27 protein-coding genes are annotated in these 24,299 nt (G+C 60.5%); 14 read left to right on the top strand and 13 right to left on the bottom strand.

The genetic code is table 11. The features are described 5' to 3' along the window. Nucleotides 1–153: 153 nt before the first annotated feature. From AC1PUL_RS06230 to AC1PUL_RS06215, 4 genes are all read left to right on the top strand, one after another. Complete coding sequence (locus AC1PUL_RS06230) at nt 154–927, top strand: ABC transporter substrate-binding protein (protein ID WP_480467264.1); 774 nt, start codon at nt 154–156, stop codon at nt 925–927. Nucleotides 928–1,038: 111 nt separating this feature from the next. Continuing rightward, nucleotides 1,039–1,842 carry an ABC transporter permease gene (locus AC1PUL_RS06225; protein WP_480467262.1) on the top strand — a complete coding sequence of 268 codons (804 nt, stop codon included), beginning with the start codon at nt 1,039–1,041 and terminating at the stop codon, nt 1,840–1,842. Continuing rightward, nucleotides 1,839–2,669, top strand: a complete 831-nt coding sequence (locus tag AC1PUL_RS06220) for an ABC transporter permease (RefSeq protein WP_480467260.1) — start codon at nt 1,839–1,841, stop codon at nt 2,667–2,669. Before AC1PUL_RS06225 ends, AC1PUL_RS06220 begins: the two co-directional genes overlap by 4 nt. Nucleotides 2,670–2,840: 171 nt before the next feature. Then, complete coding sequence (locus AC1PUL_RS06215) at nt 2,841–3,107, top strand: usg protein (RefSeq protein WP_480467258.1); 267 nt, start codon at nt 2,841–2,843, stop codon at nt 3,105–3,107. A 40-nt stretch (nt 3,108–3,147) separates the two neighbouring features. On the opposite strand, the gene AC1PUL_RS06210 is transcribed toward AC1PUL_RS06215, so the two are convergent. Beyond that, nucleotides 3,148–3,885, bottom strand: coding sequence for a DUF2270 domain-containing protein (locus tag AC1PUL_RS06210; RefSeq protein WP_480467256.1), 738 nt, complete (start codon nt 3,883–3,885; stop codon nt 3,148–3,150). 126 nt (nt 3,886–4,011) lie between these two features. On the opposite strand from AC1PUL_RS06210, the gene AC1PUL_RS06205 reads away from it, so the two are divergent. The 3 genes from AC1PUL_RS06205 (at nt 4,012) to AC1PUL_RS06195 (ending at nt 7,429) form a co-directional block, all read left to right on the top strand. Continuing rightward, nucleotides 4,012–4,824 (top strand): class I SAM-dependent methyltransferase, encoded by an 813-nt coding sequence (locus tag AC1PUL_RS06205; protein WP_480467255.1) that lies wholly within the window; start codon nt 4,012–4,014, stop codon nt 4,822–4,824. A gap of 240 nt (nt 4,825–5,064) precedes the next feature. Continuing rightward, on the top strand, nt 5,065–6,468 hold the full coding sequence (locus tag AC1PUL_RS06200; RefSeq protein WP_480467254.1) for a hypothetical protein: 1,404 nt from the start codon (nt 5,065–5,067) through the stop codon (nt 6,466–6,468). A gap of 91 nt (nt 6,469–6,559) precedes the next feature. Further along, nucleotides 6,560–7,429 (top strand): NAD(P)-dependent oxidoreductase, encoded by an 870-nt coding sequence (locus AC1PUL_RS06195; RefSeq protein ID WP_480468512.1) that lies wholly within the window; start codon nt 6,560–6,562, stop codon nt 7,427–7,429. 27 nt (nt 7,430–7,456) lie between these two features. Here the strand turns inward: AC1PUL_RS06195 and AC1PUL_RS06190 are convergent, their stop codons facing one another. From AC1PUL_RS06190 to AC1PUL_RS06180, 3 genes are all read right to left on the bottom strand, one after another. Then, entirely contained in the window at nt 7,457–7,945 is a 489-nt protein-coding gene (locus AC1PUL_RS06190) for an Lrp/AsnC family transcriptional regulator (protein WP_480467252.1), read from the bottom strand. A gap of 65 nt (nt 7,946–8,010) precedes the next feature. Next, nucleotides 8,011–8,655: a uracil-DNA glycosylase family protein gene (locus AC1PUL_RS06185; protein WP_480468510.1), complete on the bottom strand. Its 645-nt coding sequence runs from the start codon at nt 8,653–8,655 to the stop codon at nt 8,011–8,013. Nucleotides 8,656–8,705: 50 nt separating this feature from the next. Further along, nucleotides 8,706–9,278 (bottom strand): thermonuclease family protein, encoded by a 573-nt coding sequence (locus AC1PUL_RS06180; protein WP_480467250.1) that lies wholly within the window; start codon nt 9,276–9,278, stop codon nt 8,706–8,708. A gap of 118 nt (nt 9,279–9,396) precedes the next feature. Between AC1PUL_RS06180 and AC1PUL_RS06175 the strand changes: the two genes are divergently transcribed. Continuing rightward, complete coding sequence (locus tag AC1PUL_RS06175) at nt 9,397–10,932, top strand: sensor histidine kinase (RefSeq protein WP_480467248.1); 1,536 nt, start codon at nt 9,397–9,399, stop codon at nt 10,930–10,932. Here AC1PUL_RS06175 and AC1PUL_RS06170 read toward each other — a convergent pair whose 3' ends face one another. Together AC1PUL_RS06170 and cobT are read right to left on the bottom strand one after the other, a co-directional pair. Beyond that, on the bottom strand, nt 10,933–11,355 hold the full coding sequence (locus tag AC1PUL_RS06170) for a diacylglycerol kinase (protein WP_480467246.1): 423 nt from the start codon (nt 11,353–11,355) through the stop codon (nt 10,933–10,935). Then, nucleotides 11,348–12,370 (bottom strand): nicotinate-nucleotide--dimethylbenzimidazole phosphoribosyltransferase, encoded by a 1,023-nt coding sequence (gene cobT / locus AC1PUL_RS06165; protein ID WP_480467244.1) that lies wholly within the window; start codon nt 12,368–12,370, stop codon nt 11,348–11,350. Before cobT ends, AC1PUL_RS06170 begins: the two co-directional genes overlap by 8 nt. A 124-nt stretch (nt 12,371–12,494) precedes the next feature. On the opposite strand from cobT, the gene cobS reads away from it, so the two are divergent. Genes cobS through AC1PUL_RS06150 form a run of 3 tightly spaced genes read left to right on the top strand, consistent with a single transcriptional unit; the run spans nt 12,495 to nt 14,235 of the window. Next, nucleotides 12,495–13,280: an adenosylcobinamide-GDP ribazoletransferase gene (gene cobS, locus AC1PUL_RS06160; protein WP_480467242.1), complete on the top strand. Its 786-nt coding sequence runs from the start codon at nt 12,495–12,497 to the stop codon at nt 13,278–13,280. 35 nt (nt 13,281–13,315) lie between these two features. Next, entirely contained in the window at nt 13,316–13,537 is a 222-nt protein-coding gene (locus AC1PUL_RS06155; RefSeq protein WP_298468114.1) for a DUF1289 domain-containing protein, read from the top strand. Further along, on the top strand, nt 13,534–14,235 hold the full coding sequence (locus tag AC1PUL_RS06150) for a TIGR02281 family clan AA aspartic protease (protein ID WP_480468508.1): 702 nt from the start codon (nt 13,534–13,536) through the stop codon (nt 14,233–14,235). Before AC1PUL_RS06155 ends, AC1PUL_RS06150 begins: the two co-directional genes overlap by 4 nt. A gap of 10 nt (nt 14,236–14,245) precedes the next feature. Here the strand turns inward: AC1PUL_RS06150 and AC1PUL_RS06145 are convergent, their stop codons facing one another. The 7 genes from AC1PUL_RS06145 to hmuQ all read right to left on the bottom strand — a co-directional run bounded on the left by AC1PUL_RS06145 (nt 14,246) and on the right by hmuQ (nt 21,073). Continuing rightward, nucleotides 14,246–15,007, bottom strand: a complete 762-nt coding sequence (locus AC1PUL_RS06145; RefSeq protein ID WP_480467240.1) for an ABC transporter permease — start codon at nt 15,005–15,007, stop codon at nt 14,246–14,248. Beyond that, nucleotides 15,004–15,930 carry an ABC transporter ATP-binding protein gene (locus tag AC1PUL_RS06140; protein WP_480467238.1) on the bottom strand — a complete coding sequence of 309 codons (927 nt, stop codon included), beginning with the start codon at nt 15,928–15,930 and terminating at the stop codon, nt 15,004–15,006. The genes AC1PUL_RS06145 and AC1PUL_RS06140 overlap by 4 nt, the downstream gene beginning before the upstream one ends. 217 nt (nt 15,931–16,147) lie before the next feature. Beyond that, nucleotides 16,148–16,972: a response regulator gene (locus AC1PUL_RS06135; RefSeq protein WP_480467236.1), complete on the bottom strand. Its 825-nt coding sequence runs from the start codon at nt 16,970–16,972 to the stop codon at nt 16,148–16,150. A 149-nt stretch (nt 16,973–17,121) separates the two neighbouring features. Next, nucleotides 17,122–17,394, bottom strand: a complete 273-nt coding sequence (locus tag AC1PUL_RS06130) for a hypothetical protein (protein ID WP_480467234.1) — start codon at nt 17,392–17,394, stop codon at nt 17,122–17,124. Nucleotides 17,395–17,504: 110 nt separating this feature from the next. Further along, the gene (locus AC1PUL_RS06125) at nt 17,505–20,081 is read right to left on the bottom strand and encodes a DUF3772 domain-containing protein (protein WP_480467232.1); all 2,577 of its coding nucleotides are present in this window, start codon (nt 20,079–20,081) and stop codon (nt 17,505–17,507) included. A 121-nt stretch (nt 20,082–20,202) separates the two neighbouring features. Next, the gene (hutX, locus tag AC1PUL_RS06120; RefSeq protein WP_480467230.1) at nt 20,203–20,721 is read right to left on the bottom strand and encodes a heme utilization cystosolic carrier protein HutX; all 519 of its coding nucleotides are present in this window, start codon (nt 20,719–20,721) and stop codon (nt 20,203–20,205) included. 7 nt (nt 20,722–20,728) lie between these two features. After that, a complete protein-coding gene (hmuQ, locus tag AC1PUL_RS06115) occupies nt 20,729–21,073 on the bottom strand; it encodes a heme-degrading protein HmuQ (protein ID WP_298468133.1) in 345 nt (114 codons plus the stop codon). Between the two features lie 242 nt (nt 21,074–21,315). Here hmuQ and AC1PUL_RS06110 point away from each other — a divergent pair, with 242 nt between their 5' ends. Genes AC1PUL_RS06110 through AC1PUL_RS06100 form a run of 3 tightly spaced genes read left to right on the top strand, consistent with a single transcriptional unit; the run spans nt 21,316 to nt 24,076 of the window. Further along, nucleotides 21,316–22,194, top strand: a complete 879-nt coding sequence (locus AC1PUL_RS06110; RefSeq protein ID WP_480467228.1) for a heme/hemin ABC transporter substrate-binding protein — start codon at nt 21,316–21,318, stop codon at nt 22,192–22,194. A 20-nt stretch (nt 22,195–22,214) separates the two neighbouring features. Next, on the top strand, nt 22,215–23,285 hold the full coding sequence (locus AC1PUL_RS06105; RefSeq protein WP_210314799.1) for a FecCD family ABC transporter permease: 1,071 nt from the start codon (nt 22,215–22,217) through the stop codon (nt 23,283–23,285). Beyond that, nucleotides 23,285–24,076, top strand: a complete 792-nt coding sequence (locus tag AC1PUL_RS06100) for a heme ABC transporter ATP-binding protein (protein ID WP_480467227.1) — start codon at nt 23,285–23,287, stop codon at nt 24,074–24,076. Before AC1PUL_RS06105 ends, AC1PUL_RS06100 begins: the two co-directional genes overlap by 1 nt. The last annotated feature ends 223 nt before the right edge of the window (nt 24,077–24,299 follow it).

Below are 24,299 nucleotides of genomic sequence, written 5' to 3'. Positions count from 1 at the left end.
TAAAGGGCAAATTTTGATGTTCACGCCGGTTTGTTGTTGATTTCAGCCAAAAAACAAGACGAATATTGGGCCCAAGTGTGGCCGACCATGTCACACGATCACGGACAGCCGCCTTACAACAACAATCGGCGTCCACCCAACAGAGAGGATCCTATGCGTATTCCGACACGTTTTCTGGCCGCAGCATCGATCGCTGCCCTGTCGCTCTTTGCCGGTTCGGCCATGGCGCAGGAAAAGCTGATCATCGGCACCGAAGGCGCCTACCCGCCCTTCAACAACCTCGAAGCCGACGGCTCGCTGGTTGGCTTCGACATCGACATCGCCAAGGCGCTTTGCGAAGAAATGAAGGTCACCTGCGAATTCGTCACGCAGGATTGGGACGGCATCATTCCTGCCCTGCAGGCCAAGAAGTTCGACGCGATCATTGCATCCATGTCGATCACCCCGGAACGGCTTGAGAAGGTCGACTTCTCCAAGAAGTACTACAACACCCCGCCGGCCGTTGCCGTGCCGAAGGATTCGACCATCACCGACGTCGCTGGCCTCGCCGGCAAGTCGATTGGTGCCCAGTCCTCGACCACGCACGCCAACTATGCCGAAAAGCACATGCCCGATAGCGAGCTGAAGCTCTACCCGACGGCCGACGAATACAAGCTCGACCTGGAAGGCGGCCGCGTTGACGCCGTGGTCGACGACATCGTCGTTCTCTCCGAATGGCTGAAGACCGAAGCCGGCGCCTGCTGCAAGATCCTGACGCCGCTCCCGGTTGACGTCGAGATCAACGGCGAAGGTGCAGGCATTGCCGTCCGCAAGGGTGAAACCGCGCTGGCTGACAAGTTCACGGCCGCCATCGAAGCCATCCGTGCAAATGGCAAATATGCCGAAATCAACAAGAAATATTTTGATTTCGACGTATACGGCAACTGATCCAGGGATAACCTGACAAAACCGAGTGGCGGAAGTCGAACACTTCCGCCATTTTGCATTTAGACGGCATGACTATCAAAATGGCGGAGAAAACCGCCAAGGGGGAATGGCATGGGCGGAATATCCTCCGCTCTGGGCTCATTTTGGGCCTGGATCAGTTACACCTTCGACCCATTTTGCGGACCGGTCGGGCTTTTCCAGCTGCTGGCGGGCAATACGCTAGTTGGCTGCGGCGATGCGGGTTGGGGCGACGAGATCGCCTTCGGCGTGAAGGTGACCATCTCGCTGGCGATCGCGACGCTGCCGGTCGGCCTCGCCCTCGGCTTTCTGATCGCACTGGCAAGGCAGTCGGACGAATGGAGCCTGCGGGCTGCCACCGGCGTCTACACCACGATCTTCCGCGGACTGCCCGAACTGCTGACCCTGTTCATCGTCTATTTCGGCTTCCAGATCCTCCTGCAAACCGTGCTGTCGTGGCTCGGCATCGACCAGCGCGTCGAGATCAATGCCTTCGTGGCCGGCATGATCGCCTTGTCGGTCGTCTTCTCCTCCTATGCATCGGAGGTGCTGCTCTCCGCCTTCCAGGCCATACCACGTGGCCAATATGAAGCCGGAAGTGCTGTCGGGCTGAGCCGGCGCAAGACCATGTGGCTGATCATCGTGCCGCAATTGATCCGCATAGCATTGCCGGGATTGAGCAATCTCTGGCTCGTGCTCCTGAAGGACACAGCCCTTGTCTCTGTCATCGGGCTTGCCGACATCGTCCGTCAAACCGGCGTCGCCGCACGGGTGACCAAGGAGGCCTTCCTGTTCTACGGTATTGCCTGCCTGCTCTATCTCGTGCTCGCCACCGTCTCCTCGATCGGTCTCAATGCCATCGCCCGTTGGGCCAATCGTGCGGAGGTCGGTCGATGAGCCATGCCATGGAAATGATCCCTGCCCGGCCTGCCCCGCCTGCCAAGGCAAGGCAAATCAGTACAGCACGCATTGTCGGTTATGCCATTCTATCGCTCTGGGCTCTCCTTGGACTGGCTCTGGTCTGGTATCTGGCATCGAATTGGGACCCGGAAAAGATCGAGCGTTACGGCTGGCGCTATCTAGACGGGCTCGCGACAACGCTCATCCTCACCTTCGGCTCGATCACGCTGGGCGCCGTCCTGTCCTTTCCGGTGACCTTCGCCCGGATGTCGAAGAACAGGGTTTTGAACACCATCGCCTATGCCTATGTCTATGTCTTCCGCAGCACGCCAATGCTCTTGCAGATCTTCCTGATCTATTACGGTCTCGGCTCGTTCCGGCCGCAGATCGAGGCGGTCGGATTGTGGTGGTTCTTCCGCGAGGCCTGGTACTGCGCGCTCTTTGCCATGACGCTCAACACTGCCGCCTATCAGGCGGAGATCCTGCGCGGCGCGATTGAAAGCGTCCCGCGCGGCCAGACGGAAGGGGCAAAGTCGCTTGGCCTGCCAACCTCAGTCACCTTCTGGAAGATCATCCTGCCCCAGGCCCTGATCGTCGCGCTCCGCCCTTATGGCAATGAGATCATCTTCATGATCAAGGGCTCCGCCGTCGTCGCCGTGGTAACGGTATTGGATCTCATGGGGCAGACCCGCTACGCCTTCTCGCGCACCTTCGACTACCAGACCTATCTTTGGGCGGCGATCTTCTATCTCGCGATCGTCGAAGCCCTGCGCCACACCTGGGGCGCGATCGAGGCACGGCTGACGCGACATCTGAAACGATGATCACAAGTGGGGCGGTCGCCGCACGGCTCCGCCCTCCTTTAGCACTTCCTTTACCACCCGATGTTTCCATCATCTCAGGGCCCGCGTCGGTCGCGGCCCCGGTCGGTCGCGGAAGCGATGACACCGCCCGCGTCGATCCGTCGTCCACAAGAACACGGGGAACGCTGGCACATGAACAGCGAAATGGAACTGATGCTGAAGGGTTACGGGCTGACCACCGCCCAGATCCTCTACCGCCTGCCCGACCACCCATCTCTCCTGCAAAGCTACATCTGGCAGCATTACGATCTGGCGCCGGATTTTCCGGAAATGCGCGGCTTTCTGCGGTTCTGGCAGGACAAGATCGAAGGCCCGATCCACTCGGTGACTTACGTGCACAAGAAGATGATTGCTGCCAGTGAATGGCGTTCGCTCAAGGGCGAATTCATCCTGCATTGAAGGCATACCAAATGTCGGTGATCAGGAGCGACACTTGGTATCAGACATGCACTTCGCCATGGGCGAATTCGCCGTCATCAGGCTCGCGGTGAAGGACGGCGAAGAGAAGCGCAACATAGAAAGCGCCAATCCCGGCAAGCACGATGCCGCCATGCAATGGGCCGAGAGCTGCGTTGTCGATCACCTGTGACACGCTGCTCACGAATTCGGCCGGCACGCCGTCCTGTTGCAACTTGGGGCTGGAGATCTTGAGCGACCAGGCGAGGAGCAGAATGAGATACATCCAACTGTAATTGCGGCGGATGCGCCGGAAGAGCGCTTCACGGTAGGTCATGAGAAACACCGGCTTGCGCAGGCTCGCGGCAATCGCCTCGGCCCAATCCGGCTTCAGTTCCGCCTGTGGGCAAAGCGCCTGAGCGAAATAGTGCCGTTCCAGCTGCCGCACCCGTGCCCGGTAGACATCGAAAAACCGATAGCGCCGTGCTTCGATCAACAGAAACACGGAGACCAGCAACATGGCGAACAGCACCACGCCATGATGGGACGACGGCGTCGAAAGGGACACCGAGAGAAGACCCGCCACGACTGTCATCGACCAGTTGGTCGTCCGGTCGATCCGGTCACGCCAGCTCGTCATGCGACCGATCTCGCCCCTGTAGTAATGGATGATCATATTCGCCTTTTCGGCGGAATTCGCCGGCAGCGCCGGTGCAAGGCGCGCGGGCGTGGCGCTTTCCAGCGGCAGGATACCGGCTTTCTCTTGTGCACTCTGTTCCATGCTTGGCTCCTGGTCCGGAAACACCAAGAGGTGCCGCACGGTTCCCTTTTCATTGCCAAGCTCGATACGACCGGCTAGACGACCGGGAAAAGGCCCGTTGTGCGGCCACGAGTATAGGAGCCTGACATGGCGAAGATCGACGAAGAAGCCCTGGCGGAAGCCTATAACCGCGCGCTCGCGCTTGAAAAAGCCGGCGACGTCGATGCTGCCGTCAAGGCCTATGAGGAAGTGTTGGCAATCGACCCCGAGGACCATGGCGGCGCCTCGGTCCGCATTGCGGCCCTCGGACGTGGCGAGGCCCCACCGAAGGCACCGGATGCCTATGTCGAGACGCTTTTCGATCAACATGCCGAAGCTTTCGAGGACATCCTCGTTGAACAACTCGGCTACAGCGTACCGATGATGGTTCGCCAACGGCTCCAGGCGCTTGGGCTCGGCCCCTTCAAGCGCCTGCTCGACCTCGGCTGCGGCACCGGCCTCACCGGCGGCGCGCTGCGCGACGTGGTCGCGGACATGACCGGCATCGACATCTCCGAAAAGATGGTTGAGCTGGCTCATGAAAAGGATCTCTACGAGACGCTTTATGTCGCCGAACTTGAGGACTTCCTCGAAGACAACGATGATGAGCCCTTCGATCTGGTGACTGCAACCGACGTGCTGCCCTATCTCGGCGCGCTTGAGCCCCTGTTCTTCGGCGCGAGCGAGAACATGACCGACGGCGGGATCCTGATCTTCTCGTCGGAAACCGCGTCGCAGGACGTGATGAACGGGCGTCCCTTCATGGTCGGACCCCATCAGCGTTTCCTGCATGCCGAGAGCTATGTGCGCGAACGGCTGACGGCGACGGGCTTCGAACTCGTCGAGATCACCGACATCAACGTCCGCATGCAGGATGGCAATCCGTCACCAGGGCATCTGATTGTGGCGAAAAAGATTTGATGACTATCGCATAGGTTGATTTTTCAATCATTGCGCGCACGTAATTGGTAGTCATGGCTGGCGCCTCCTGCTTTGCTTCCGGCAAGGCAGAGGGGAGCCCGAGCAATGGACATCAGCAATTTCGTTAATTGCCTAAAAAACTGGATGGGCATCAGTGGCCTTGATGGGTGTTCGCCTAACGGATACGCGCTGGCCCTTGCAATCCTAACGCCTGTCCTTTTCGTCTACGCCCGAAATGAAATGCGACTGAGGCGGCTTCTCGTCATCAAAGATTTCCTGACGTCATACCCCGCAACGACCAAACCGACGAAGGATGGGTCTGACGAAAACCACTACATCAATCCCTCCGTCGAGTTTGTGCGCTCCAAGTATGTCCAGGGCATTCCAAAATCGAAGGACAAGGCCACAGATACCTCCAAACAGACACCGATTGAGGAGCTTGATGACTTCATCTCTGGCGTGAAGCTACTCGATTGGAGCGATCTTCGCCTGCTTGTCGCATCCTCTGGCATGATGATCGTGACCTACTATGGGGCGGATGCGCTGCTGCTCGGACTGTCTGCGCAAACCTCGTCCTCCTGCTTTTTCAATTGTGGCACGACACAGCCTTCCCCTTTGACGGCAGATCTATATCTCATCGCCGGCCTCGCCTTTGCCGGAGCCTATCTGGCCGCCATTCGTGGCTTTATGCGCGGGCTTGCGGCATTCGACCTCTCTCCGATTACCTTCCTGCGCTATACGGTGGAAACGATCGTCTCTGTCGTGTTTATTGTCGCGGCTTACCGTGCGATCCCCGATCCAACGTTGGGAATCAGGATCGTGACCGAGACAGCGGGCAATGCGGCCCTTCCTCCGGCGCAGACATCCACACCGCTTCCGGAGGTATCGAGCATCTGGCTCATTCTCGCGCCTGTCCTGGGTTACCTGCCTGATAGCGCATCGAAATTCGCCATCCTGCGCCTGCAATCGCTGATCTCCTGGGTGAAAATGGATGATGACCGCTTCAATAAGGTCACCCGGATCACGCCGCTTGATGCCCTCGACGGCATCGACTACGCCACCCGTTTTCGTCTGCAAGAGTCCGGCATTTACGACGTCCAGAGTCTCGCCACCTACAATCCGGTCATGCTGCATATTGAAACGCCCTATGGGATCTACCAGGCCGTTGACTGGATTGCCCAGGCCCAGCTTTGCCACCTTGTCGGGCTTGAAAAATTTCTGATCCTCCGCGAACTCCAGATCCGCACGATTTTTGATTTGGAAAGAGCGATCGATTTTCGCAGGACCGGGTCGGATGTGAGCGACAGTCCTGAGGAGTTCGACCTGCTTCTGGCCGGCGTCCTGATCGCGCCAACCCAGAACCTGCGTGATGTCTGCACCACCGGCGGCGTCCAGCTCTTGATGGTCGATGAAACAAAGATCAGGTCAGCAGCGGATCCCGATGAATTCTGCCGCTGGTTCCGCCAGAAGCTCGGCATCGAGCCGGCAGACGTAAAAGCGCGGGTGGAACACATGATGGGCTGGATCGCGGACGATCTGCATGTGCGCCGGTTGCGTCGCATCTGGCAGGAGATCTCCGACTCGCTCGGCGAACGGTCCAAGCGTCTGGATGGTGACCCGCCTAAGCCTCCAGCCTTGGGCTGACCGCCGCCTGCAGGAAGGCGGCAACACGCTTTTCCTGGAGCCCGTCCTGCTTTATGCCTTTGCCATCAGCGAAATGACGGAGGCAGTATTTATGGCAAAGGTCGCATTCATCGGTTTGGGTGTCATGGGTTTCCCCATGGCCGGTCACCTCAGGGTCAAGGGTGGCCATGAGGTGAAGGTCTATAACCGGACGACGGCCAAGGCTGAAGCCTGGGTCGCCAAGTTCGGCGGTTCCCATGGCGTCACACCGGCAGAGGCTGCCGAAGGTGCGGACTTCGTCTTCACCTGCGTCGGAAACGACGACGACCTGCGCTCGGTGACAACGGGCGAAAACGGCGTCATCGCCGTCATGAAGCACGGCGCGATCCTGATCGACAACACGACCGCCTCAGCCGAAGTGGCGCGGGAGCTCGCCGAAGCAACGGCGGCCAGAGGCTGCGGCTTCATTGACGCCCCCGTCTCGGGTGGTCAGGCGGGCGCCGAGAACGGCGTCCTGACCGTCATGTGCGGCGGCGACGAAGCCACCTTCGAAAAGGCCCGCCCCGTCATCGACGCCTATGCCCGCATGGTCGGCCTGATGGGCCCGGCCGGCGCCGGCCAGCTGACCAAAATGGTCAACCAGATCTGCATCGCGGGCCTCGTCCAGGGGCTCGCCGAAGGTGTGCATTTCGGCAAGAAGGCCGGGTTGGACATCGAGAAGGTGATCGAAGTCATCTCCAAGGGCGCCGCAGGCTCCTGGCAGATGGAGAACCGACACAAGACCATGAACCAGGGCAAATACGATTTCGGCTTTGCCGTCGACTGGATGCGCAAGGACCTCGATATCGTGCTGACCGAGGCGCGTCGCAACGGCGCTAACCTGCCGGTCACCGCACTGGTCGATCAGTTCTATGGCGAAGTGCAGAAGCTCGGCGGCAACCGCTGGGACACCTCGTCCCTGCTGGCACGGCTTGAAAAGTAAAATTCAGAAGGGGCGCTCCGGCGCCCCTCAGTCCTCGGAATTCTTCTGGTTGTCGATCACCATGTAGTCGAGCGGAAGCTCCGTCGTGTACTTGATCTGCTCCATGGCAAAGGCCGAGGAGACGTCACGGATCTCGATCTTCGCGATCATGCGCTTGTAGAAGGCGTCATAGGCCGCGATGTCCGGAACGACCACGCGCAACAGGTAATCGACGTCGCCGCTCATGCGGTAGAACTCGACCACTTCCGGAAACTCGGAGACGACCTCCGAAAAGCGCTTCAGCCATTCGATCGAGTGACTGGACGTACGGATCGAAACGAACACCGTCACCTTGGTGTTGACCTTGGCGGGATCGAGAAGCGCGACGCGGCGGCGGATCACGCCATCCTCTTCCATCTTTTGAATGCGGCGCCAGCAGGGCGTGGTCGACAAACCGACCTTCTTGGCGAGATCGGCTACGGCAAGCGTCGAGTCTTCCTGGAGAATGCGGAGAATTTTGCGATCGAGCCGGTCCATGAAAAATCCTATAAAACTGATTTTCCTCTATATAGCCACTTTGGTAAAAATTATGGAAAATCATTTCAAACTATCAACAAGGAAACCTCACGCTTTAGTACTGGAAGCACCTCGGCTTCGAACCAGGGATGACGCTTGAGCCAGCCGGTGTTGCGCCAGCTCGGATGGGGAAGCGGCAACACCCGCGGACCCTCGCGATTGGCCAGGAGAAACTCCCGCCAATTCGCCACGGTCTCCGTCATCGTCTTCCGCCGCACCCGACCGAGATGCCAGGCCTGCGCATACTGACCGATCGCCAGGATCAGCTCGACCTGCGGCATGGCGTCCATGACCGATTGCCGCCAGTGTGGCGCGCATTCCCGGCGCGGCGGCAAGTCATGGCCGTGTTCATCATAGCCTGGGAAGCAGAATCCCATGGGCGCGATGGCGATCCGGGAGCGATCATAAAAGGTCTCGCGATCCACACCGAGCCATTGGCGCAATCGGTCGCCGGACGCATCGTTGAATGGGATGCCCGTCTCATGCACCCGAAGCCCCGGCGCCTGTCCCGCAACAAGAACACGCGCGGTCGCAGAGAGCCAGGCCACAGGTCTTGGCTCGTGCGGCATGCGCCGTTCAGGGCCACCGGCCGGACAGTCCCGACAGATCCGACAGCGGGCGATCGCTTGAGACAAGGCTTCGATCGTCGGCGGCAGGTCTCCGCGCGGCATCGCCGGTGGCATGTCCGGCGGAATAGAGAAATCGGCGACCATTCTGTCTTTCAGTCCTTCTGCCAAGGTTTAAGCCATTGCGGCAGAAACGCACCGAACCAACCGGCTGGTTCCGCTTCTTCGATCTGCTGTTGCCGTCGCCAGTCCGAAGGTCGCTCGAAACGCCCGCTCCAGATCCCCTTGCCTGCCTTGCGCGCACTGGCCTCGACAGCGAGATAACCTCCGTCTGCCACAACGGCTCCGGAAGCGACGAGCATTTCCCCGAGATCCTCCCGGCCACGCTTGCACACGACGAGCAGGCGATCATATCGATCGCGGCGCGTCCCGCTGCATTCCCAGCCCTTCTCGGAGACAAGCAATCTCAGGGCCTGACGAGCCGCCTCACCGCAGGAATAGGATACTCCATCCACCCCTTCGCAGATCTGCGCCATTTCGGGGGCATCAATCCTCTCGATCCTGAGCCGCTCTCCATCGGAACCGAGCGTATCGCCATCGATTGCAAAGAACGGTCCTGAAAACCTCAGCGCCTGTTCATTCTCCAGTTTGGCAATGATCAGCAGCGCCAGCGCCAGGATGGCCAGCCCGAGCACCACATCGCGCAGCCGGTTTCGCCGCCTCGTCACATTCCCACCCATTTTGACAACAGATCCTTGTCACACATGGCAAACAAATCCTTCCACGACAGGATCTTCTTAAGAATTCGCCGCTAGGGTTCCCCAAGGCGCGGAAGACTGCAACGCAATGAGTAACGGCGTAGATACATCGGCGGACAAAAACGTTCTCGACCTGACGCGGAATCATCGCAACAGGGCTGCGACCCGCGCTGTCCGCACTACGCGCGAGCGTCTGCAGACAGGTCAAGGCACCTCGCCTGCCTTTGACGCCGAAATCCTTGCGATGCATGTCACCGCCTGCCTTCAGGGCGCAGCCGTGATTCCGATCATCATTCTTTTGATCGCCGCATCCGGTGCTTATTTCACGTCCCAACCCCATTTCCTCGCTTGGGGCCTGTTCGCGCTAACCATGCATGCTATCGGCATCGTCATCGTCAAGCGTGCATCGAAAACTGAAATCACGGCTGAAAATCAGAACAGATGGCGCCAGATTCTGCTTCTGGCGCAGGTGGCCATGGGCTTGTCCTGGGCCATCTTTGCTCTGCAGGATTGCACAAAATGCGATCCGACGGCTTTCAGCTTCTACAAGGGTGCAGTTCTGCTCGTCGCGCTTTCGGTCACGGCCATGGCGAGCATGCTCCTGCGTCAGGCCGTCCTCTTCGGCTTCCTGCCGGTCGTCGTGGCACTCACCTATCTGTCGATCGGCAGCCGCAACGTTCTTGATCTCGGCCTGACCGCCGTCTTCAGCACCGCCCTGATCTTCTTCATCTACATCACGAGCCGGCTGCACCAGGCCAATGTCAAGCTCCTGTCCTTCCAGACGGAAAAGGACGATCTGATCGCCGAGCTCGAAGTGGCGAAATCGTTGTCGGACGAGGCAAGACGACGCGCGGAAGAGGCCAACATGGCCAAGTCACGCTTCCTGGCCTCCATGTCGCATGAACTGCGCACACCGCTCAACGCCATCCTCGGCTTCTCCGAAGTCATGGCGACGGAAGTGCTCGGACCGCTCAACAACCCGCTCTACAAGGAATATGCGGGCGACATTCACCGATCGGGAAGCCACCTGCTGGAACTGATCAACGAGATCCTGGATCTCTCACGTATCGAAGCCGGCAAATACGAGCTGAGCGAGGAAAGCGTCTCCCTGCTGGAGATCGCCGAGGACTGCATCGGCATGATCCAGCTGCGCGCCAAATCGAAGAGTATCCGGATCGAACAGCAGTTCGAGCGGGATCTGCCATCACTCTGGGCTGACGAGAAGGCGCTGCGCCAGGTGATCCTCAATCTACTGTCGAATGCCGTGAAATTCACGCCCCAGGGCGGCGAGATCATGGTCAAGGCCGGCTGGACGGCCGGCGGCGGTCAATACATCTCGATCCGCGACAACGGCCCAGGCATTCCGGAAAACGAAATCCCTGTCGTGCTCTCCGCCTTCGGTCAGGGCTCTATCGCGATCAAGAGTGCCGAACAGGGCACGGGCCTTGGCCTGCCGATCGTCCAGGCGATCCTTGCCAAGCATGGTGGCGAGTTCAAGCTCAAATCCAAGCTGCGCGAAGGCACTGAGGTCATCGCCATCCTGCCATCGAGCCGCGTGCTCGAGAGCCTGCCGGCTGTTTCAGAAGTCAAGGCGGTGGAACCGCGCCGCCGCCAATTCGCCTGATCAGGCGAAGAACAGCCGGCTGAGCACCACATAGGCCGCAAAAGCGCCATTGGCGACGATCAGGCAGAAGACGGCGAAGGATCCAAGATCCTTGGCATTGCGCCCAACCGTCGAAATCTCCGGCGAAATGCGGTCGACCAGTTCCTCGATCGCCGTGTTCAGCGCCTCCACACAGAACATCAACATCATCAGCACGATGAAGGCGAGGAATTCGACAAGGCTCGCCCCGACCAGACCGAAAATGACAAGTCCGGCCGCGAAGGCGAGAAGCTCGTGCCGGAATGCCGCTTCCTGGATCAGCCGTTTGAAACCCTGTGCCGAATACTGGGTGGCCGCAAACAGATGTGCGATACCGGTTTTCTTCTGGATCACGGTCGATGCGAGCGGTTCGCTACCGCCGTTCTTCTTCTTGCGATCAGCCATGGGACTTGTTGGATACCCCAGCCTGTTCGAAGGTCGCCATGCCTGAATGGCAGGCAGCGGCCGCCTTGACGATCCCGGCAGCAAGTGCGGCACCGGTACCTTCACCGAGACGCATGCCGAGCGCAAGCAACGGCGTTTTGCCCAGCCGCTCGATCGCCCTGAGATGCCCCGGCTCGCCCGAGACATGGCCGATCAGGCAATGGTCGAGCGCCGAGGGATTGGCAGCCTTCAGGATGGAAGCAGCCGCCGTCGCGACATAGCCATCGATCAACACAGGGATCTTTTCCATTCGGGCAGCCAGGATGGCGCCGGCCATCGCGGCGATTTCACGACCGCCGAGGCGGCGAAGCACTTCCAGCGGATCGGACAGATGCTCGCGATGGAAGGCGACCGCCTGCTTCACGGCTGCGACCTTGCGGGCGAGGACATCTCCCTCAGAACCCGTGCCGGGCCCAACCCAGTCTTCCGCTTCACCGCCATAAAGGGCCAGATTGATGGCGGCAGCAATCGTCGTGTTGCCGATCCCCATCTCGCCGATGCAAAGCAGATCGGTGCCGCCGGCAATCGCCTCCATGCCAAACGCCATGGTGGCCGCACAATCGCGCTCGGAAAGGGCAGCCTCGCAGGTGATGTCGCCCGTCGGGTAATCGAGCGCAAGATCGAAGATCTTGAGGCCGAGGTCATGGGTCACGCAGATCTGGTTGATCGCGGCGCCACCGGCGGCGAAGTTTTCCACCATCTGCTGGGTCACCGAAGACGGAAACGGGGTGATCCCGTGCTTGGTGACACCATGATTGCCAGCGAAAATCGCGACCAGCGGCCGGTTGACGGCCGGTGCCCGTCCACTCCAGGCAGCAAGCCACATCGCGATCTCTTCGAGCCGCCCAAGCGCGCCCGGCGGCTTGGTCAGCTGCTTGTCGCGTTCCCGTGCCGCCACCAGCGCCGCCGTATGGGGGCCCGGCAGGTCGCGCAACAGGGCGCGAAAGTCATCGAATGGCAGGCCGGTAACGCTCATGGATCGGGCTTCCTTGTATTCTTCCAGCAAATCAGGCTTTGTGGCCTCTCTCATAATGACCGGACCCGTGCCGCTCAACTTAAAAAAGCGACGCAGGTGGTCGAGAACGAAACGGAAAGGACCCATGCAGGTCTTAGACAACCTCATCACGGAAACGGCGCGTGCCATTTCCTTCCTGAGCCGCCTGCCGGTGCCCGATCGCTTCTTTACAGGTCATGACGGCAGCCTGAGGCGCACGGTGGCCGCCTTTCCCCTTGCCGGCCTGGTGATCGCCTTGCCGGTGGCGGTTCTCCTCGGTCTCCTGTCTGCGGCAAGAGTAGAACCGGTCCTGGTCGCGCTGATTGCCATTGCCCTGCAGGTCTTGCTGACCGGCGCCCTGCACGAAGATGGTCTTTCGGATACCGCCGACGGCCTGGGCGGCGGTCGCAGCCGCGAGAAGGCACTCGCGATCATGAAGGACAGCCGCATCGGCACCTATGGCGCATTGGCCCTGATCCTCTCGGTCGGATTTCGCGTGGCCTCGCTCACCATTCTGATCGCCGCCCTGCCGGCGCCGTCTGCCACATTGGCTGTCATCGCAACCGCAGTCTTGAGCCGTACCTTGCTGGTATGGCACTGGTCGTCCCTGCCCTCGGCGCGGACCGACGGCGTTGCGGCAGCTGCAGGCACACCGGATGCAGACGCCACGCGCACCGGCCTTGCACTCGGCGCCGTGCTGACGGCAGCGCTCTGCCTGATCGCCCTGCCCTTTCACGCCTGGTTCCCGGCAGCTCTGCTGGCCCTCGCCACCGTTTCACTCTTTACCCGCCATGTCAGAAACCGGCTCGACGGACATACGGGGGACACGATCGGCGCCAGCCAACAACTCTGCGAGAGCGCCTTCCTGCTGGCTCTTGCCATCATAGTTTAGGAACCCGATATAGGAGCGAAACCAAAGGGCTCGTGATGGAATCTCCCTGCATTCTCGTCTGTTCGATCGATGACAAGACCGGCTACTGCTTCGGCTGCGGCCGCACACGCGAAGAGATTGGTCTCTGGACCAGTTACACGAGCCTGGAGCGTCGCACGATCATGGCCGAACTCCCTGCCCGCCTGGAAAATGTCGAGCGCAGACCGCGCCGGGAAACGCGCCGGACACGCATGGTCCGTGAACGCGAGGGCGGCTGATGCGCTTCATCATTGGCCTTGCCATTCTCGGTATCGGGCTTGTCGTCCTGATCATCAACCATGACAGCGGTCAGAGCTTCGGCATCGACAATGACGATTTCGGCCAGCTTGTGGTGACACTACCAATCCTGCTGATGATATCCGCCGGCATCGTGCTCGGCCGCCGACAGTTCGGACAGAGCATGCGCCAGATGGCGATCTGGGTACTGATCGCCCTTGCTCTCGTGACGGCCTATCTCTACCGCAACGATTTCCGCAGTGTCGGCGAACGGGTGCTTGCCGGATTGATGCCGGGACGCGCGGTGACCGTCTCGACCGCCGACGGTCGTGCCGAGGTGGTGCTGCACAAGGTTCTGGGCGGCCATTTCGAAACCGAAGTCGGCATCGGTCCTGTCTTCGTCCCGGTCCTCATCGACACCGGCGCAAGCTCGGTCGCTCTTCGCTACGAGGACGCCATGCGCATCGGCATAGATCCGGGCGAGCTCAGCTTCACCCGCACCGTGCTGACGGCCAATGGACGGGGATCGGCCGCGCCGCTGCGCATTCCGGAAATCAGGCTTGGGCCGATCGTCCGCTACGATGTCGATGCCGTGGTTCTGGAAGAGGGCCGCCTCGACCAGAGCCTGCTGGGCATGAGTTTCCTGTCGACCTTGAGCTCGATGCAGATGCAGACCGACGAGCTGCGGCTGCGCGACTGAACGACCGGGCTCAGGGCCTCAGCTTGTAACCCGTCCTGAAGATCCAGGCGAGGAAGCCCAGGCAGCCACCGAGGAAGATCCCGATCATGGCGAGGCTGATCAGCGGGTGCACATCCGAAACCTCGAAGAAGCTCCAGCGGAAACCGGAAACCAGATAGAGCACCGGGTTCAGATGGCTGACCGCCTGCCAGAAGGGCGGCAGCATGTCGATCGAGTAGAAGGTCCCGCCGAGAAAGGTCAGGGGCGGCACGACCAGGGACGGCACGAGGCTGAGCTGTTCGAAATTCTTCGCCAGAATGCCGATGATGAAACCGGCCAGGCTGAAGGTGATCGAGGTCAGCACCATGAAGAACAGCATCAGCATCGGGTGCACGATGTGCAAGTCGACGAAGAACATTGCCGTCGCGAGAATGATAAGCCCGATCATCATGCCCTTGGTGGCGGCAGCCCCGACATAGCCGATCAGGATCTCGGTCATGGCAATCGGCGCGGACAGGATCTCGTAGATCGTCCCGGTGAACTTCGGAAAGTAGATCCCCGCCGAACCGTTCGAGATGCATTGGGTGATCAGCGCCAGCATGATCAGGCCCGGCGTGATGAACGCCCCATAGGACACCCCGCCGATCTCTTCCATGCGCGAGCCGACGGCCGCGCCGAAAACGATGAAGTAGAGCGCCGTGGACAGGACGGGCGAAATGACGCTTTGCAACAGAGTGCGGCGGGTGCGCGCCATCTCGTAGACATAGATGGATTTGATCGCCTCGATATTCATGCGGCCTCTCCGATCAGCGAAACAAAGATGTCTTCGAGCGAGGTCTGGCGCGTGGAAACATCGCCAAACGTCAAACCCGCAGCGTCGATCGCCAGCAGCAGCCGGGCAATCTCGCCGTCTTCGCTTCCCAGTTCATAGTCGTAGACGAGTTCGCGGCCGCCCTCTGCAAGCGTCATTGCATAGCCGGCAAGACTTTCGGGAACCGCCTGAATTGGCGCCGTGAGCGTGATCGTCAGCTGCTTGCGACCGAGCTTGCGCATCAGTGCTGTCTTCTCCTCGACCAGAAGCAGCTTGCCGCGATTGATGACACCGACACGATCGGCGATTTCCTGCGCCTCTTCGATGTAATGCGTGGTCAGGATGATCGTCACGCCGGTCTTTCTCAGACGCTCCACCAATTGCCACATGTCCTTGCGAAGCGCGACATCCACGCCGGCCGTGGGCTCGTCGAGAAACAGAATGCGCGGCTCGTGCGACAGGGCCTTGGCGATCAGCACCCGGCGCTTCATGCCACCAGACAGTTCCCGCAAGGCATTGTTGCGCTTCTCGTAAAGGCTGAGATCCTTCAGCACCTGCTCGATATAGGCCGGATCGGGGCTCTTGCCGTGCAGACCGCGGGAAAAGCTGACGGTGTTGAAGACCGTCTCGAACATGTCGGTCGTCAGTTCCTGCGGCACGAGCCCGATCTCCGCACGGGTCCGGCGAAAATCCTTGACCACATCATGCCCCGAGACGGTGACCTGCCCGCCACTGGGGTTGGTCATGCCGCAGATGATCGAAATGAGCGTGGTCTTGCCGGCTCCGTTCGGGCCGAGCAATGCGAGGATCTCGCCCTCCTCGATGTCGAAGCTGACGGTGTCGAGCGCCTTGAAGCCGTTGGCATAGGTCTTCGACAGGGATTTGATGGAGATAATGGGAGCCATGAGGACACTTCTCGGCTGCGGGAGGTGACGCCTATATAGGCAAACACTTCCATCAGGACCAGAGAAGACAAATCCATAAGCAGGTCATCGGAAGATTTAAACGCGTACTCGGCGCAATATGGCTGCTGCCGAAACCTGCCCAGCCCCGATCTACGAGGGAGAAACGGAAACGCCCTACCGATGGGCAGGGCGCGTAGACCGTGGGATTTCGGGCCGATTACTTCTTGCGAGCCTGTGCCGCCTTTATCTGAACCAGGGTGTCGAGGTTCTGGTTCACGCGGCAATAAAACTCTTCATCGATGAAGGGGCGCAGCATGAAGTCATTGCCGCCGACCTTGAGGAAGCGGGCTGAAAGCAGGCGGTTGGTCGAGGACGAGACGCCGATGATTCTCAGCTCATGCGAACCACGGACCGAGCGAATGCGGCGGGTCAATTCGAAGCCGTCGATATCGGGCATGTTGTAGTCTGTGACGACAAGACCGATATCCGCGTTCGCCTTCAGGATCTCGATCGCCTTGGCACCGCTTTCAGCCAGGCTGACGCGGAAATTATAGCGACGCAGGCGGCTCGACAGAAGCGCACGCGCCGTCGGGCTGTCATCGACGATCAGGACGTGATGACGATGGTTGGTCAGGAAGCGGTAGACCGATTCCGCCAGCATCTCGACGGCAAAAACATTATCCTTGAGGATGTAGTCGACGATGTCCTTCGACAGCAGCTTCTCACGCATCTCGTCCTGGAAGGTGCCCGTGAAGACAATGGTCGGGATGTTGCAGTCGATCAGATATTCCAGCGCTTCGCCATTCTCGGCGCCCGGCAGGTTGATGTTCGAGATTGCGAGCTTGACCGGCTCTTGCGACAGCTCATTGGCCATCTGCATATCTTCGAAGGTCCGGCAGATCTCGACATCGACGCCCATAAGCTCGTTAAGTCGCTGACTGATCATCTGGGTGAAGACATTGGAGTCCTCGCCGAGAATGATCCGGACGTCCGGAAAGGTTTCCCCCGAATACTGCATTCCAGAAACGCCGAGAACAGCCATGGCTCGCCTTTATGTGTGTCTTGTTCGTTAGCAATACACATATCAACTGGCGTTTGCAGAACCGTTAACTGAAGGACGAAGGTATGCTGCTCGCAACCTTATAGTTAAACAATCCGCAATATCAGAATAAGGAGATGGTTTTGGCTCGCTCACTTGATGGTGGCGACACCATCCTTGATTTCAACGGTTTCACCGCCAGTCAGTCCAATGCGGTCTCCATTGGGCAGCGTGAGAAAGCACCCCGATGCGCAGATCGTATCCGAGCCGCCAGCATCGACCGAAACCTCCGTGCGGTTTCCGTCCTCGACGACCACGAGCGTGACGGCAGAAGAGCCGGTGTTCAAGATGGAGGCAGCAAGCCCTGGCCCTGCCACCAAGATGCTACCCACCACCACAACCAGCTGCGCATAGACCTGCTTCATGCCGATAGCGGAGCCAAAGCTCCGTCCCTTTCAAACGCGCTCGGCACACTCCCGATCGCTTCTGCCCCCTCTATGCCGCATTTCGCCTGAATGGCGGCTGAATGCGGCGTTCATGGCAGGAGTTTGTCATCATCCGGCTCCGGTGACAATTCCTTAACCGTCTCAGGGAGGGGCTGTGCCTCACGCGTCTTGCGCCGTACGAGCGCCTGGCGATCATGCTCCTGGATATGCAGCATGACGTCCTGATGCGGATAGGGCATGACGATTCCGCGGGCGCGGAAACGACGCAGGATCTCCATCCGCACCTCGTTGCGCACATGGAGCCCCTCGCCCATGTCGGCCAGATGGAAACGGAGTTCGAAGTCCAGCGAGGATGCGCCGAACCGCAGGAATTCGACATGGGGTTCGGGATTGCGCAACACGTCAGACCGTTCGTTGACCACCTCCAGCAGCAGATCGATGACCTCCTGCGGATCGGTGTCATAGGCGACACTGACCGGCACTTCCGAGCGCTGCACCTTGTTGCGGTGGGTCCAGTTGCCGAGCGGCGAATTGATCAGCTCCGAATTCGGCACGATGATCGACTGGCGCCGGAAGGTCTCGATCTCGGTGGCGCGCACCGAAATGCGCTTGACGATCCCTTCATTGGCACCAGTGATAACATGGTCGCCGACCTTGAACGGGCGCTCCACCAGAAGGATCAATCCGGAAACGAAGTTGGAGACGATGTTCTGCAGACCGAAACCGATGCCGAGGGAAAGGGCACCGGCCACCAGCGCGAGGCTCGACAGGTCGATGCCGGCAGCGGAGATGCCGATGATGGCAGCGACACCGGTTCCGAGATAACCGATACCGGTCTTGACCGAATTGCGCACCCCACCATCGACATGGCTGCGCGCCATGACATTGCCGTCGAGCCACCTTTGGAACCACCGGGTGACCATGACACCGGCGGCAAACAACAGAACGCCGCCCAGGATGCCGAAGATCGAAATGCGGATCGTACCGATATTGATTTCGGTAAAGAGATTGAACAGCCAGAGCTGCAGATCGCGAGGTTGGAAACCCCAGGACATCAGGATTAGCGGAATGCCGGTGGCCAGTGCGAAGGCGTAGATGAAGAGGCCAGCGGCAATACCGCTCTGGTCCAGCCCCACGGCCGAGAGCCGGAAGCGCCGGGCGATGAACTGGCCGACACGGGTCTCGCCGAACTGGTTGGGAGCCGAGATCGCCTTGCCCGAAAGGATACCAATATACATGGTCGCCAGAACCGCGCCGGTGAGCACAATCTGGGTCGCGAGGAACCGCGCAAGGCCGACATAGCCGATCGCCGCAGCGAGGATGAGCACCGCCCCGACGATCCGCAGGGTGATGGAGACGGCACGCGGCCACGGACTGCCCCGCGCCGCAGGATCACCGCTCTCGGTGATGACTGGCCTGAGGAAGGAGACGAAGAACAGCAGCAGTCCGACGACGACCGACGAGGCGAAGCTCTTCATGACGGTCAGGACGACAGGCGAGCTGTAGGTCTCGTTGATAACGGACACCACATAGTCGAGCCCGTTCACCAGGGCCATCAGGAAGATGGCGATGCTGAGATCACGCGCACCCTTGTTGGACAGCCCGACCAGGCGCCAGTTCGGTGCGGCCGGTGCAAGGACCGCGCGCGAAATCGCCGTTACAAAGAAGACCAGACCGATCAGCGCAAAGACCGAGGCAATGATCGGCGAAATGTCCGATCTCAGCACGTTGAACGTATCAAGAAGGAAGTAGGTCGAGGCCAGGAAAAAGCTCAGCGCCAGCGACGGCAGGATCGTCGAGAAGAAGGCCACTGAGAAGCGGCTGAGATAGGACGGGTCCTCGATTGTGGGATCACGCCGGTTGATCCTGCCGAATAGGCGATACTCGACAAACAGGATCAGCGAGGCCAACGCCATGGAGAGAAGCACGGCGAAGGTCAGTGGCACTGCTTTGAACTTGATGACGAAGGTCAGCCAGCTTGTGATACTGCGCTGAACACGCTCTGCATCCGCCGAAAACGACTGCAGCGCCTCGTCAACGACGCCACCATTGATATCGGTGTGCTCGAACAATCGGCTTGTGAACAGCGCACGGCGAATGTTCGAGATCCGGTCAGAGAGACCCTTTGCGTCAATCGACAGATCCTCGGCCTGGCCGGTCAGCGCATTGACTTCGGCACGGGCTGCATTCAGTCGCACGCGCTCGTCAGTCACGCTGGCGCTTTCGGCCGGCTGCCCCTCCGCGGGCGGCTCACCGAGTTCCGTCAGTCGCGTCTGAATGGCATCGATACGCGGGCGAAGATCAACCGTGAAGGCCAGCGCTTCCCGTACCAGAGCATCCGCCTTGACCTTCAGCTCTGCAAGAACTCCGTCTTCCTGCAGGTTCTTTTCCACCTGATCGCGGAGGCTGGAAAGCCGGGCGCGAGCTTCTTCAATCCGCTGCTCGGCGGCAACGATCTGTTCGTCGCGTTGCGGAGCTGCCGGAGCTGCCTCGACTGGCGCTTGCGGCGCTACCTCGGCAGGCGCGGGCGTCACAGGTGCGGCCACCGCCGCCGGTGGGGCATCCGAGCTCTGTGCAAAGGCAGGCGCTTGTTGAATCAGCAAGAAGGAGCAGCCCGCCAGAAGGCCAAGCGCGACGGCGAACGAAATCGAACGGAATCGGATCAAAATCTAGTCCAGTGCGTGGATGAAATCCGCAGGACAATAGATGCGGTTAAAGGCAAAAGAAAGAACAGCTTAATGGAAGTGACCGCCGGTCAACAGCGACCGGCGGTTCGAGTTTCCAACGTCAGACGATGCTCTGGCGCAACGCCTCGAAGCGCGCCACCTGGCCTTCCAGCAGGTTGCGTTCCTTGTCGCGACGGACGAAGACCTTGAACATGGCCTTGCCGTCCGCATTCATGAACCAGACGGAACAGGAGCGACGGCCGTGGAAACCGCGATCGACGAATGCGATCGAAACGCAGCGTTCCTTCCGGATATGACCGCCGATCGGGCTGTCGCCATGGATGTTGAACCAGCCATGGCCTTCGCTGCCTTCGGGCAGGCTGCCCTCGACCTCGAGTACGATGTCGTCGGTGTGCACGATCATCAGGATCTCGCCCCAGGAGGTCAGGTCCTTCCAGATCTGCTCCCATTTCTCGGAGGGCACCACCACGGCAGCGCCTTCCGGAAGAATGGCGAGCACCTCCGCCGGCGTAACCTCGGCCTTGGCAGCGATCTGCTCGATCACGCCATCGGGCTTTTCGGCCAGCGCTGCGAGTGCCCGTTCGCGACGTTCACTGCTGGTTTGAGTCAGCGTGTCCATCACGACCTCACGCGGCTTCGGGCGCGGAGCGCTTGCCCGAGCGGTCTTCGTGGATGATGACGTCGAAGCCTTCGAAATGCGGGCCGGAGAGATACTGCACCTTGCTTTCACCGGCGCGGGCATGGGCCGCGCGGAACTGCTCCGACTTCGTCCAGGCGACGAAATGGGCATGAGTTTCCCAGACGGTGTGCGAGGCGTAGAGCGTGTGGTCTTCGGCCTTGGGGCCCTTCAGCATGTGGAACTCGATGTAACCGGGCATCTCGGCGAGCCGGCCTTCACGGGCCTTCCACTGGTTCTCGAAGGCTTCCTCGAAGCCCGGGACGACGCGAAAACGGTTCATGGCGATGTACATGGGTCTGCTTCCCTCTTTGCAAGATCGGTTCGTCGCGGTCGGGCATGCGCTCGGCTCGCGAGTTTACCGCGAAATCCGGCGCGTTGGAACGACCACGCTCTGTTGCCTTCCTATTTAAACTTGTGTAGCACAGTCAAGTTAATTGTCGGGAGTTTCCCGTACATGACAATCTCATAATTGGCGATCTGGAGGCGGATACGCGCCCGCCTGCGGATGCCCGGATCATAGGTTTGAACACATCCATGTTGACCATTCGCCCGTCACGCCGCCAGGTGCTCCCTGCTCTTGCCCTTGCCCTCACGCTGCCCCTCTTCCTGCCTGAAACAGGAACGGCGAAAGATGCCGAGCGCATCGTGGCGATCGGCGGAACCGTCACGGAGATCATCTATGCACTCGGCGAGGGTGACAGGGTCGTCGCCGTCGATACGACGAGCCTCTATCCGCCGGAAGCGACATCCAAGCCAGATATCGGCTATGTGCGGCAGATCTCCGCCGAAGGGGTCCTATCGCAGAAACCGGATCTCATCATCGCCGAAGCCGGCGCCGGCCCGGTCGATTCGATCAATATCCTGAAAGCGAGCGGGCTGACCTTCGTCAGCATCCCGTCGCCACCCGAGACAGCGGCAATCCCCGACAAGATCCGCGCCGTCGGCCAGGCCATCGGCCGCGCCGAAAAGGCAGAGGAACTGGCAAAGTCGGTCGAGGCCAGCCTCAAGGCCGTCGAAGACAAGGTGAAATCCGCAACCGGACCGAAGAAGAAGGTTCTCTTCGCTTTGTCCTTGGCCAATGGCCGTGTCATGGCCGCCGGGAGCCAGAGCTCGGCTGACGCGATGATCCGCCTCGCCGGTGGCGAAAATGCGGTATCGACCATCTCCGGCTACAAGCCCTTGACGGATGAAGCCGTGATCGCTGCAGCGCCGGATGTCGTGCTTGTCATGAGCGGCGGGGCCCAGCACCTGACGGCCGATCAGGCCTTCGCACTTCCCGCCCTTGCCGCAACGCCCGCAGGCCGCAACAAGGCCTTCCTGACGATGGACGGGCTCTATCTGCTTGGGCTTGGACCGCGTGCGGCCGACGCCGCCCGCGACCTCCACGGCATGCTCTATCCGGAAGGACAGTAACCGTGAACACGCTCGCCCTGATGTCGACCCTCGGCAGGCGTGACGGAGACCGGTCCGCGATCGGTCTCCTCGTTCTGGTATTGCTGGCCGTCCTCCTGGCGGTTGCGGTCTTCGTTTCGATCGTGGTCGGCCCGACGGGCGTCGGCCTGCCGCACCTGATCGCCTATCTGACGGGCGATCAGGCGAGCATGGATCAGCAAAATCTGATCATCCTGGAGGCCGTGCGCCTGCCGCGCACCGGCATGGGCCTTTTGATCGGCGCCGCGCTCGGTGTCTCCGGCGCCATGATGCAGGGCCTGTTCCGCAATCCGCTCGCCGATCCCGGCATCGTCGGCGTGACCTCGGGCGCAGCGCTCGCTGCCGTCATCGCCATCGTTCTCGGTCCGACACTGCTCTTTCCGCTTCAGTCGCTGTTCGGCGAGCAGTTCCTGCCCCTGATGGCCTTCCTCGGTGGCCTTGCAAACACCTTTCTTCTCTATGTGATCGCGACCCGAAACGGCCAGACATCGACGACGGCGCTGATCCTCTCCGGGATCGCGATTGCCGCGATGACGGGGGCTGCCACCGGTCTCCTGATCTTCATCGCCGACGATCGGGCGCTGCGCGACATCACCTTCTGGTCCCTTGGTTCGCTGAGCGGCGCGACCACGGCGAAGATCATGGCGATCCTGCCTTTCGTGCTTTTCGTGCTCGCCATCATCCCCTTCGTCGCACGCGGCCTTGACGCCTTGATCCTGGGTGACGCCGCAGCATTCCACATGGGCGTGCCGGTCCAGCGGCTGAAGCGTCTGACCATCCTCGCCGTGGCCGCCGCCTGCGGCGCAACCGTGGCCGCAGCCGGCTCGATCGGTTTCATCGGGATCGTCGTGCCGCATCTGTTGAGGCTGGCAATCGGCCCGTCGCACCGTTTCCTGTTGCCTGCCTCGGCACTCGGCGGAGCAGCCTTGCTACTGCTCGCCGACACGGTCGCCCGCACGATCGCCGCGCCGGCAGAGCTGCCGATCGGCATCATCACCGCAATCCTCGGCGCACCCGTCTTCCTGATGCTGCTGCTCGGCAGACAGGGCCGCCAGGCCATGGAGGGCTTGTGATGATCCGTTCGCAAGACATTACCATCCGCCGCGGCGGGCGCACCCTTCTCGACAAGGTCAGCCTGCATCTTGAGGCCGGCAAGGTCACCGTGATCATCGGCCCGAACGGCGCTGGCAAGTCCACTCTTCTGAAGACACTCTCCGGCGAGATGCGGGCCGATGCCGGCGACGTGCTTTACCGCGACCAGCGGATCGCGACACTCAGCCCCCTCGATCTCGCCCGCGAACGGGCGGTCCTGCCACAGTCCACTGCCCTCTCCTTCCCGTTCACGACGCTTGAAGTGGTGCGCATGGGCGCAGTCGCCCATGGCAGCCGGGATCCCAACTTTGCGGCACGCCAGGCCCTGGCCCGCGTCGGTCTCGGAGGCTTTGAAGGGCGCAGCTACAACGCACTGTCCGGCGGCGAGCAACAGCGTGTCCAGCTGGCGCGTGTGCTGGCACAGATGCCGGATCCGGTGCTGGAGGGTCGCCCGCGCGCGATTTTCCTCGACGAGCCGACAGCAAGTCTCGATATCGGCCACCAGATCTCGGTTCTGGAACTCGCCCGCGACTTCGCCCGACGCGGCGGCGCCGTCCTCGCCATCCTGCACGATCTCAACCTTGCTGCCGAATTTGCCGATCATCTGGCCGTTCTGCACCACGGCAAACTGATCCGTGAGGGGCATCCCAAGGATACGATCGACGACGAGACGATTGCCCATGTCTACGGCATCACCGGCAGCGTCGGACGCCTGCCAAGCGCAACGATCCCCTATGTCCTGCCCCAGGCCCGGTTCAGCGCGACACGCTGAGCCGGCTACATGGGTTGTCCACAGTTATCCACAGGGCAAGACGCTCAAATCGGCACAAAAATCCGATACAAAAAGCGAACCTGATCGACAAATTGGCGGAACAAAAAGAAAACAAACCGGACTGGACATCAAGAGATTCGGCGCAAGGAGAGCGGGAACAACCTTAGCCAACGAACAGTACTCGTTTGAAGCAGTGCGATACGGAAGAGATGACAGCCGTGGA

It is taken from the genome of Rhizobium sp. P43, from assembly GCF_056730705.1.
The sequence above is the reverse complement of the archived record's forward strand: the minus strand, read 5'-3'. Positions and strand labels throughout refer to the sequence as shown.

Excerpts from the sequence above, each read along its gene's own strand:
- AC1PUL_RS06105 (WP_210314799.1), top strand. The coding sequence starts at position 22,215 with ATGTCGACCCTCGGCAGGCGTGACGGAGACCGGTCCGCGATCGGTCTC.
- cobT (WP_480467244.1), bottom strand. The coding sequence starts at position 12,370 with ATGAGCGTTACCGGCCTGCCATTCGATGACTTTCGCGCCCTGTTGCGC.
- hmuQ (WP_298468133.1), bottom strand. The coding sequence starts at position 21,073 with ATGTACATCGCCATGAACCGTTTTCGCGTCGTCCCGGGCTTCGAGGAA.
- AC1PUL_RS06185 (WP_480468510.1), bottom strand. The coding sequence starts at position 8,655 with ATGCCGCGCGGAGACCTGCCGCCGACGATCGAAGCCTTGTCTCAAGCG.
- AC1PUL_RS06225 (WP_480467262.1), top strand. The coding sequence starts at position 1,039 with ATGGGCGGAATATCCTCCGCTCTGGGCTCATTTTGGGCCTGGATCAGT.
- hutX (WP_480467230.1), bottom strand. The coding sequence starts at position 20,721 with ATGGACACGCTGACTCAAACCAGCAGTGAACGTCGCGAACGGGCACTC.
- AC1PUL_RS06130 (WP_480467234.1), bottom strand. The coding sequence starts at position 17,394 with ATGAAGCAGGTCTATGCGCAGCTGGTTGTGGTGGTGGGTAGCATCTTG.
- AC1PUL_RS06135 (WP_480467236.1), bottom strand. The coding sequence starts at position 16,972 with ATGGCTGTTCTCGGCGTTTCTGGAATGCAGTATTCGGGGGAAACCTTT.
- AC1PUL_RS06190 (WP_480467252.1), bottom strand. The coding sequence starts at position 7,945 with ATGGACCGGCTCGATCGCAAAATTCTCCGCATTCTCCAGGAAGACTCG.
- AC1PUL_RS06145 (WP_480467240.1), bottom strand. The coding sequence starts at position 15,007 with ATGAATATCGAGGCGATCAAATCCATCTATGTCTACGAGATGGCGCGC.
- AC1PUL_RS06220 (WP_480467260.1), top strand. The coding sequence starts at position 1,839 with ATGAGCCATGCCATGGAAATGATCCCTGCCCGGCCTGCCCCGCCTGCC.
- AC1PUL_RS06195 (WP_480468512.1), top strand. The coding sequence starts at position 6,560 with ATGGCAAAGGTCGCATTCATCGGTTTGGGTGTCATGGGTTTCCCCATG.
- AC1PUL_RS06215 (WP_480467258.1), top strand. The coding sequence starts at position 2,841 with ATGAACAGCGAAATGGAACTGATGCTGAAGGGTTACGGGCTGACCACC.
- cobS (WP_480467242.1), top strand. The coding sequence starts at position 12,495 with ATGCAGGTCTTAGACAACCTCATCACGGAAACGGCGCGTGCCATTTCC.
- AC1PUL_RS06230 (WP_480467264.1), top strand. The coding sequence starts at position 154 with ATGCGTATTCCGACACGTTTTCTGGCCGCAGCATCGATCGCTGCCCTG.
- AC1PUL_RS06110 (WP_480467228.1), top strand. The coding sequence starts at position 21,316 with ATGTTGACCATTCGCCCGTCACGCCGCCAGGTGCTCCCTGCTCTTGCC.
- AC1PUL_RS06205 (WP_480467255.1), top strand. The coding sequence starts at position 4,012 with ATGGCGAAGATCGACGAAGAAGCCCTGGCGGAAGCCTATAACCGCGCG.
- AC1PUL_RS06155 (WP_298468114.1), top strand. The coding sequence starts at position 13,316 with ATGGAATCTCCCTGCATTCTCGTCTGTTCGATCGATGACAAGACCGGC.
- AC1PUL_RS06200 (WP_480467254.1), top strand. The coding sequence starts at position 5,065 with ATGCGACTGAGGCGGCTTCTCGTCATCAAAGATTTCCTGACGTCATAC.
- AC1PUL_RS06170 (WP_480467246.1), bottom strand. The coding sequence starts at position 11,355 with ATGGCTGATCGCAAGAAGAAGAACGGCGGTAGCGAACCGCTCGCATCG.
- AC1PUL_RS06100 (WP_480467227.1), top strand. The coding sequence starts at position 23,285 with ATGATCCGTTCGCAAGACATTACCATCCGCCGCGGCGGGCGCACCCTT.
- AC1PUL_RS06210 (WP_480467256.1), bottom strand. The coding sequence starts at position 3,885 with ATGGAACAGAGTGCACAAGAGAAAGCCGGTATCCTGCCGCTGGAAAGC.
- AC1PUL_RS06175 (WP_480467248.1), top strand. The coding sequence starts at position 9,397 with ATGAGTAACGGCGTAGATACATCGGCGGACAAAAACGTTCTCGACCTG.
- AC1PUL_RS06140 (WP_480467238.1), bottom strand. The coding sequence starts at position 15,930 with ATGGCTCCCATTATCTCCATCAAATCCCTGTCGAAGACCTATGCCAAC.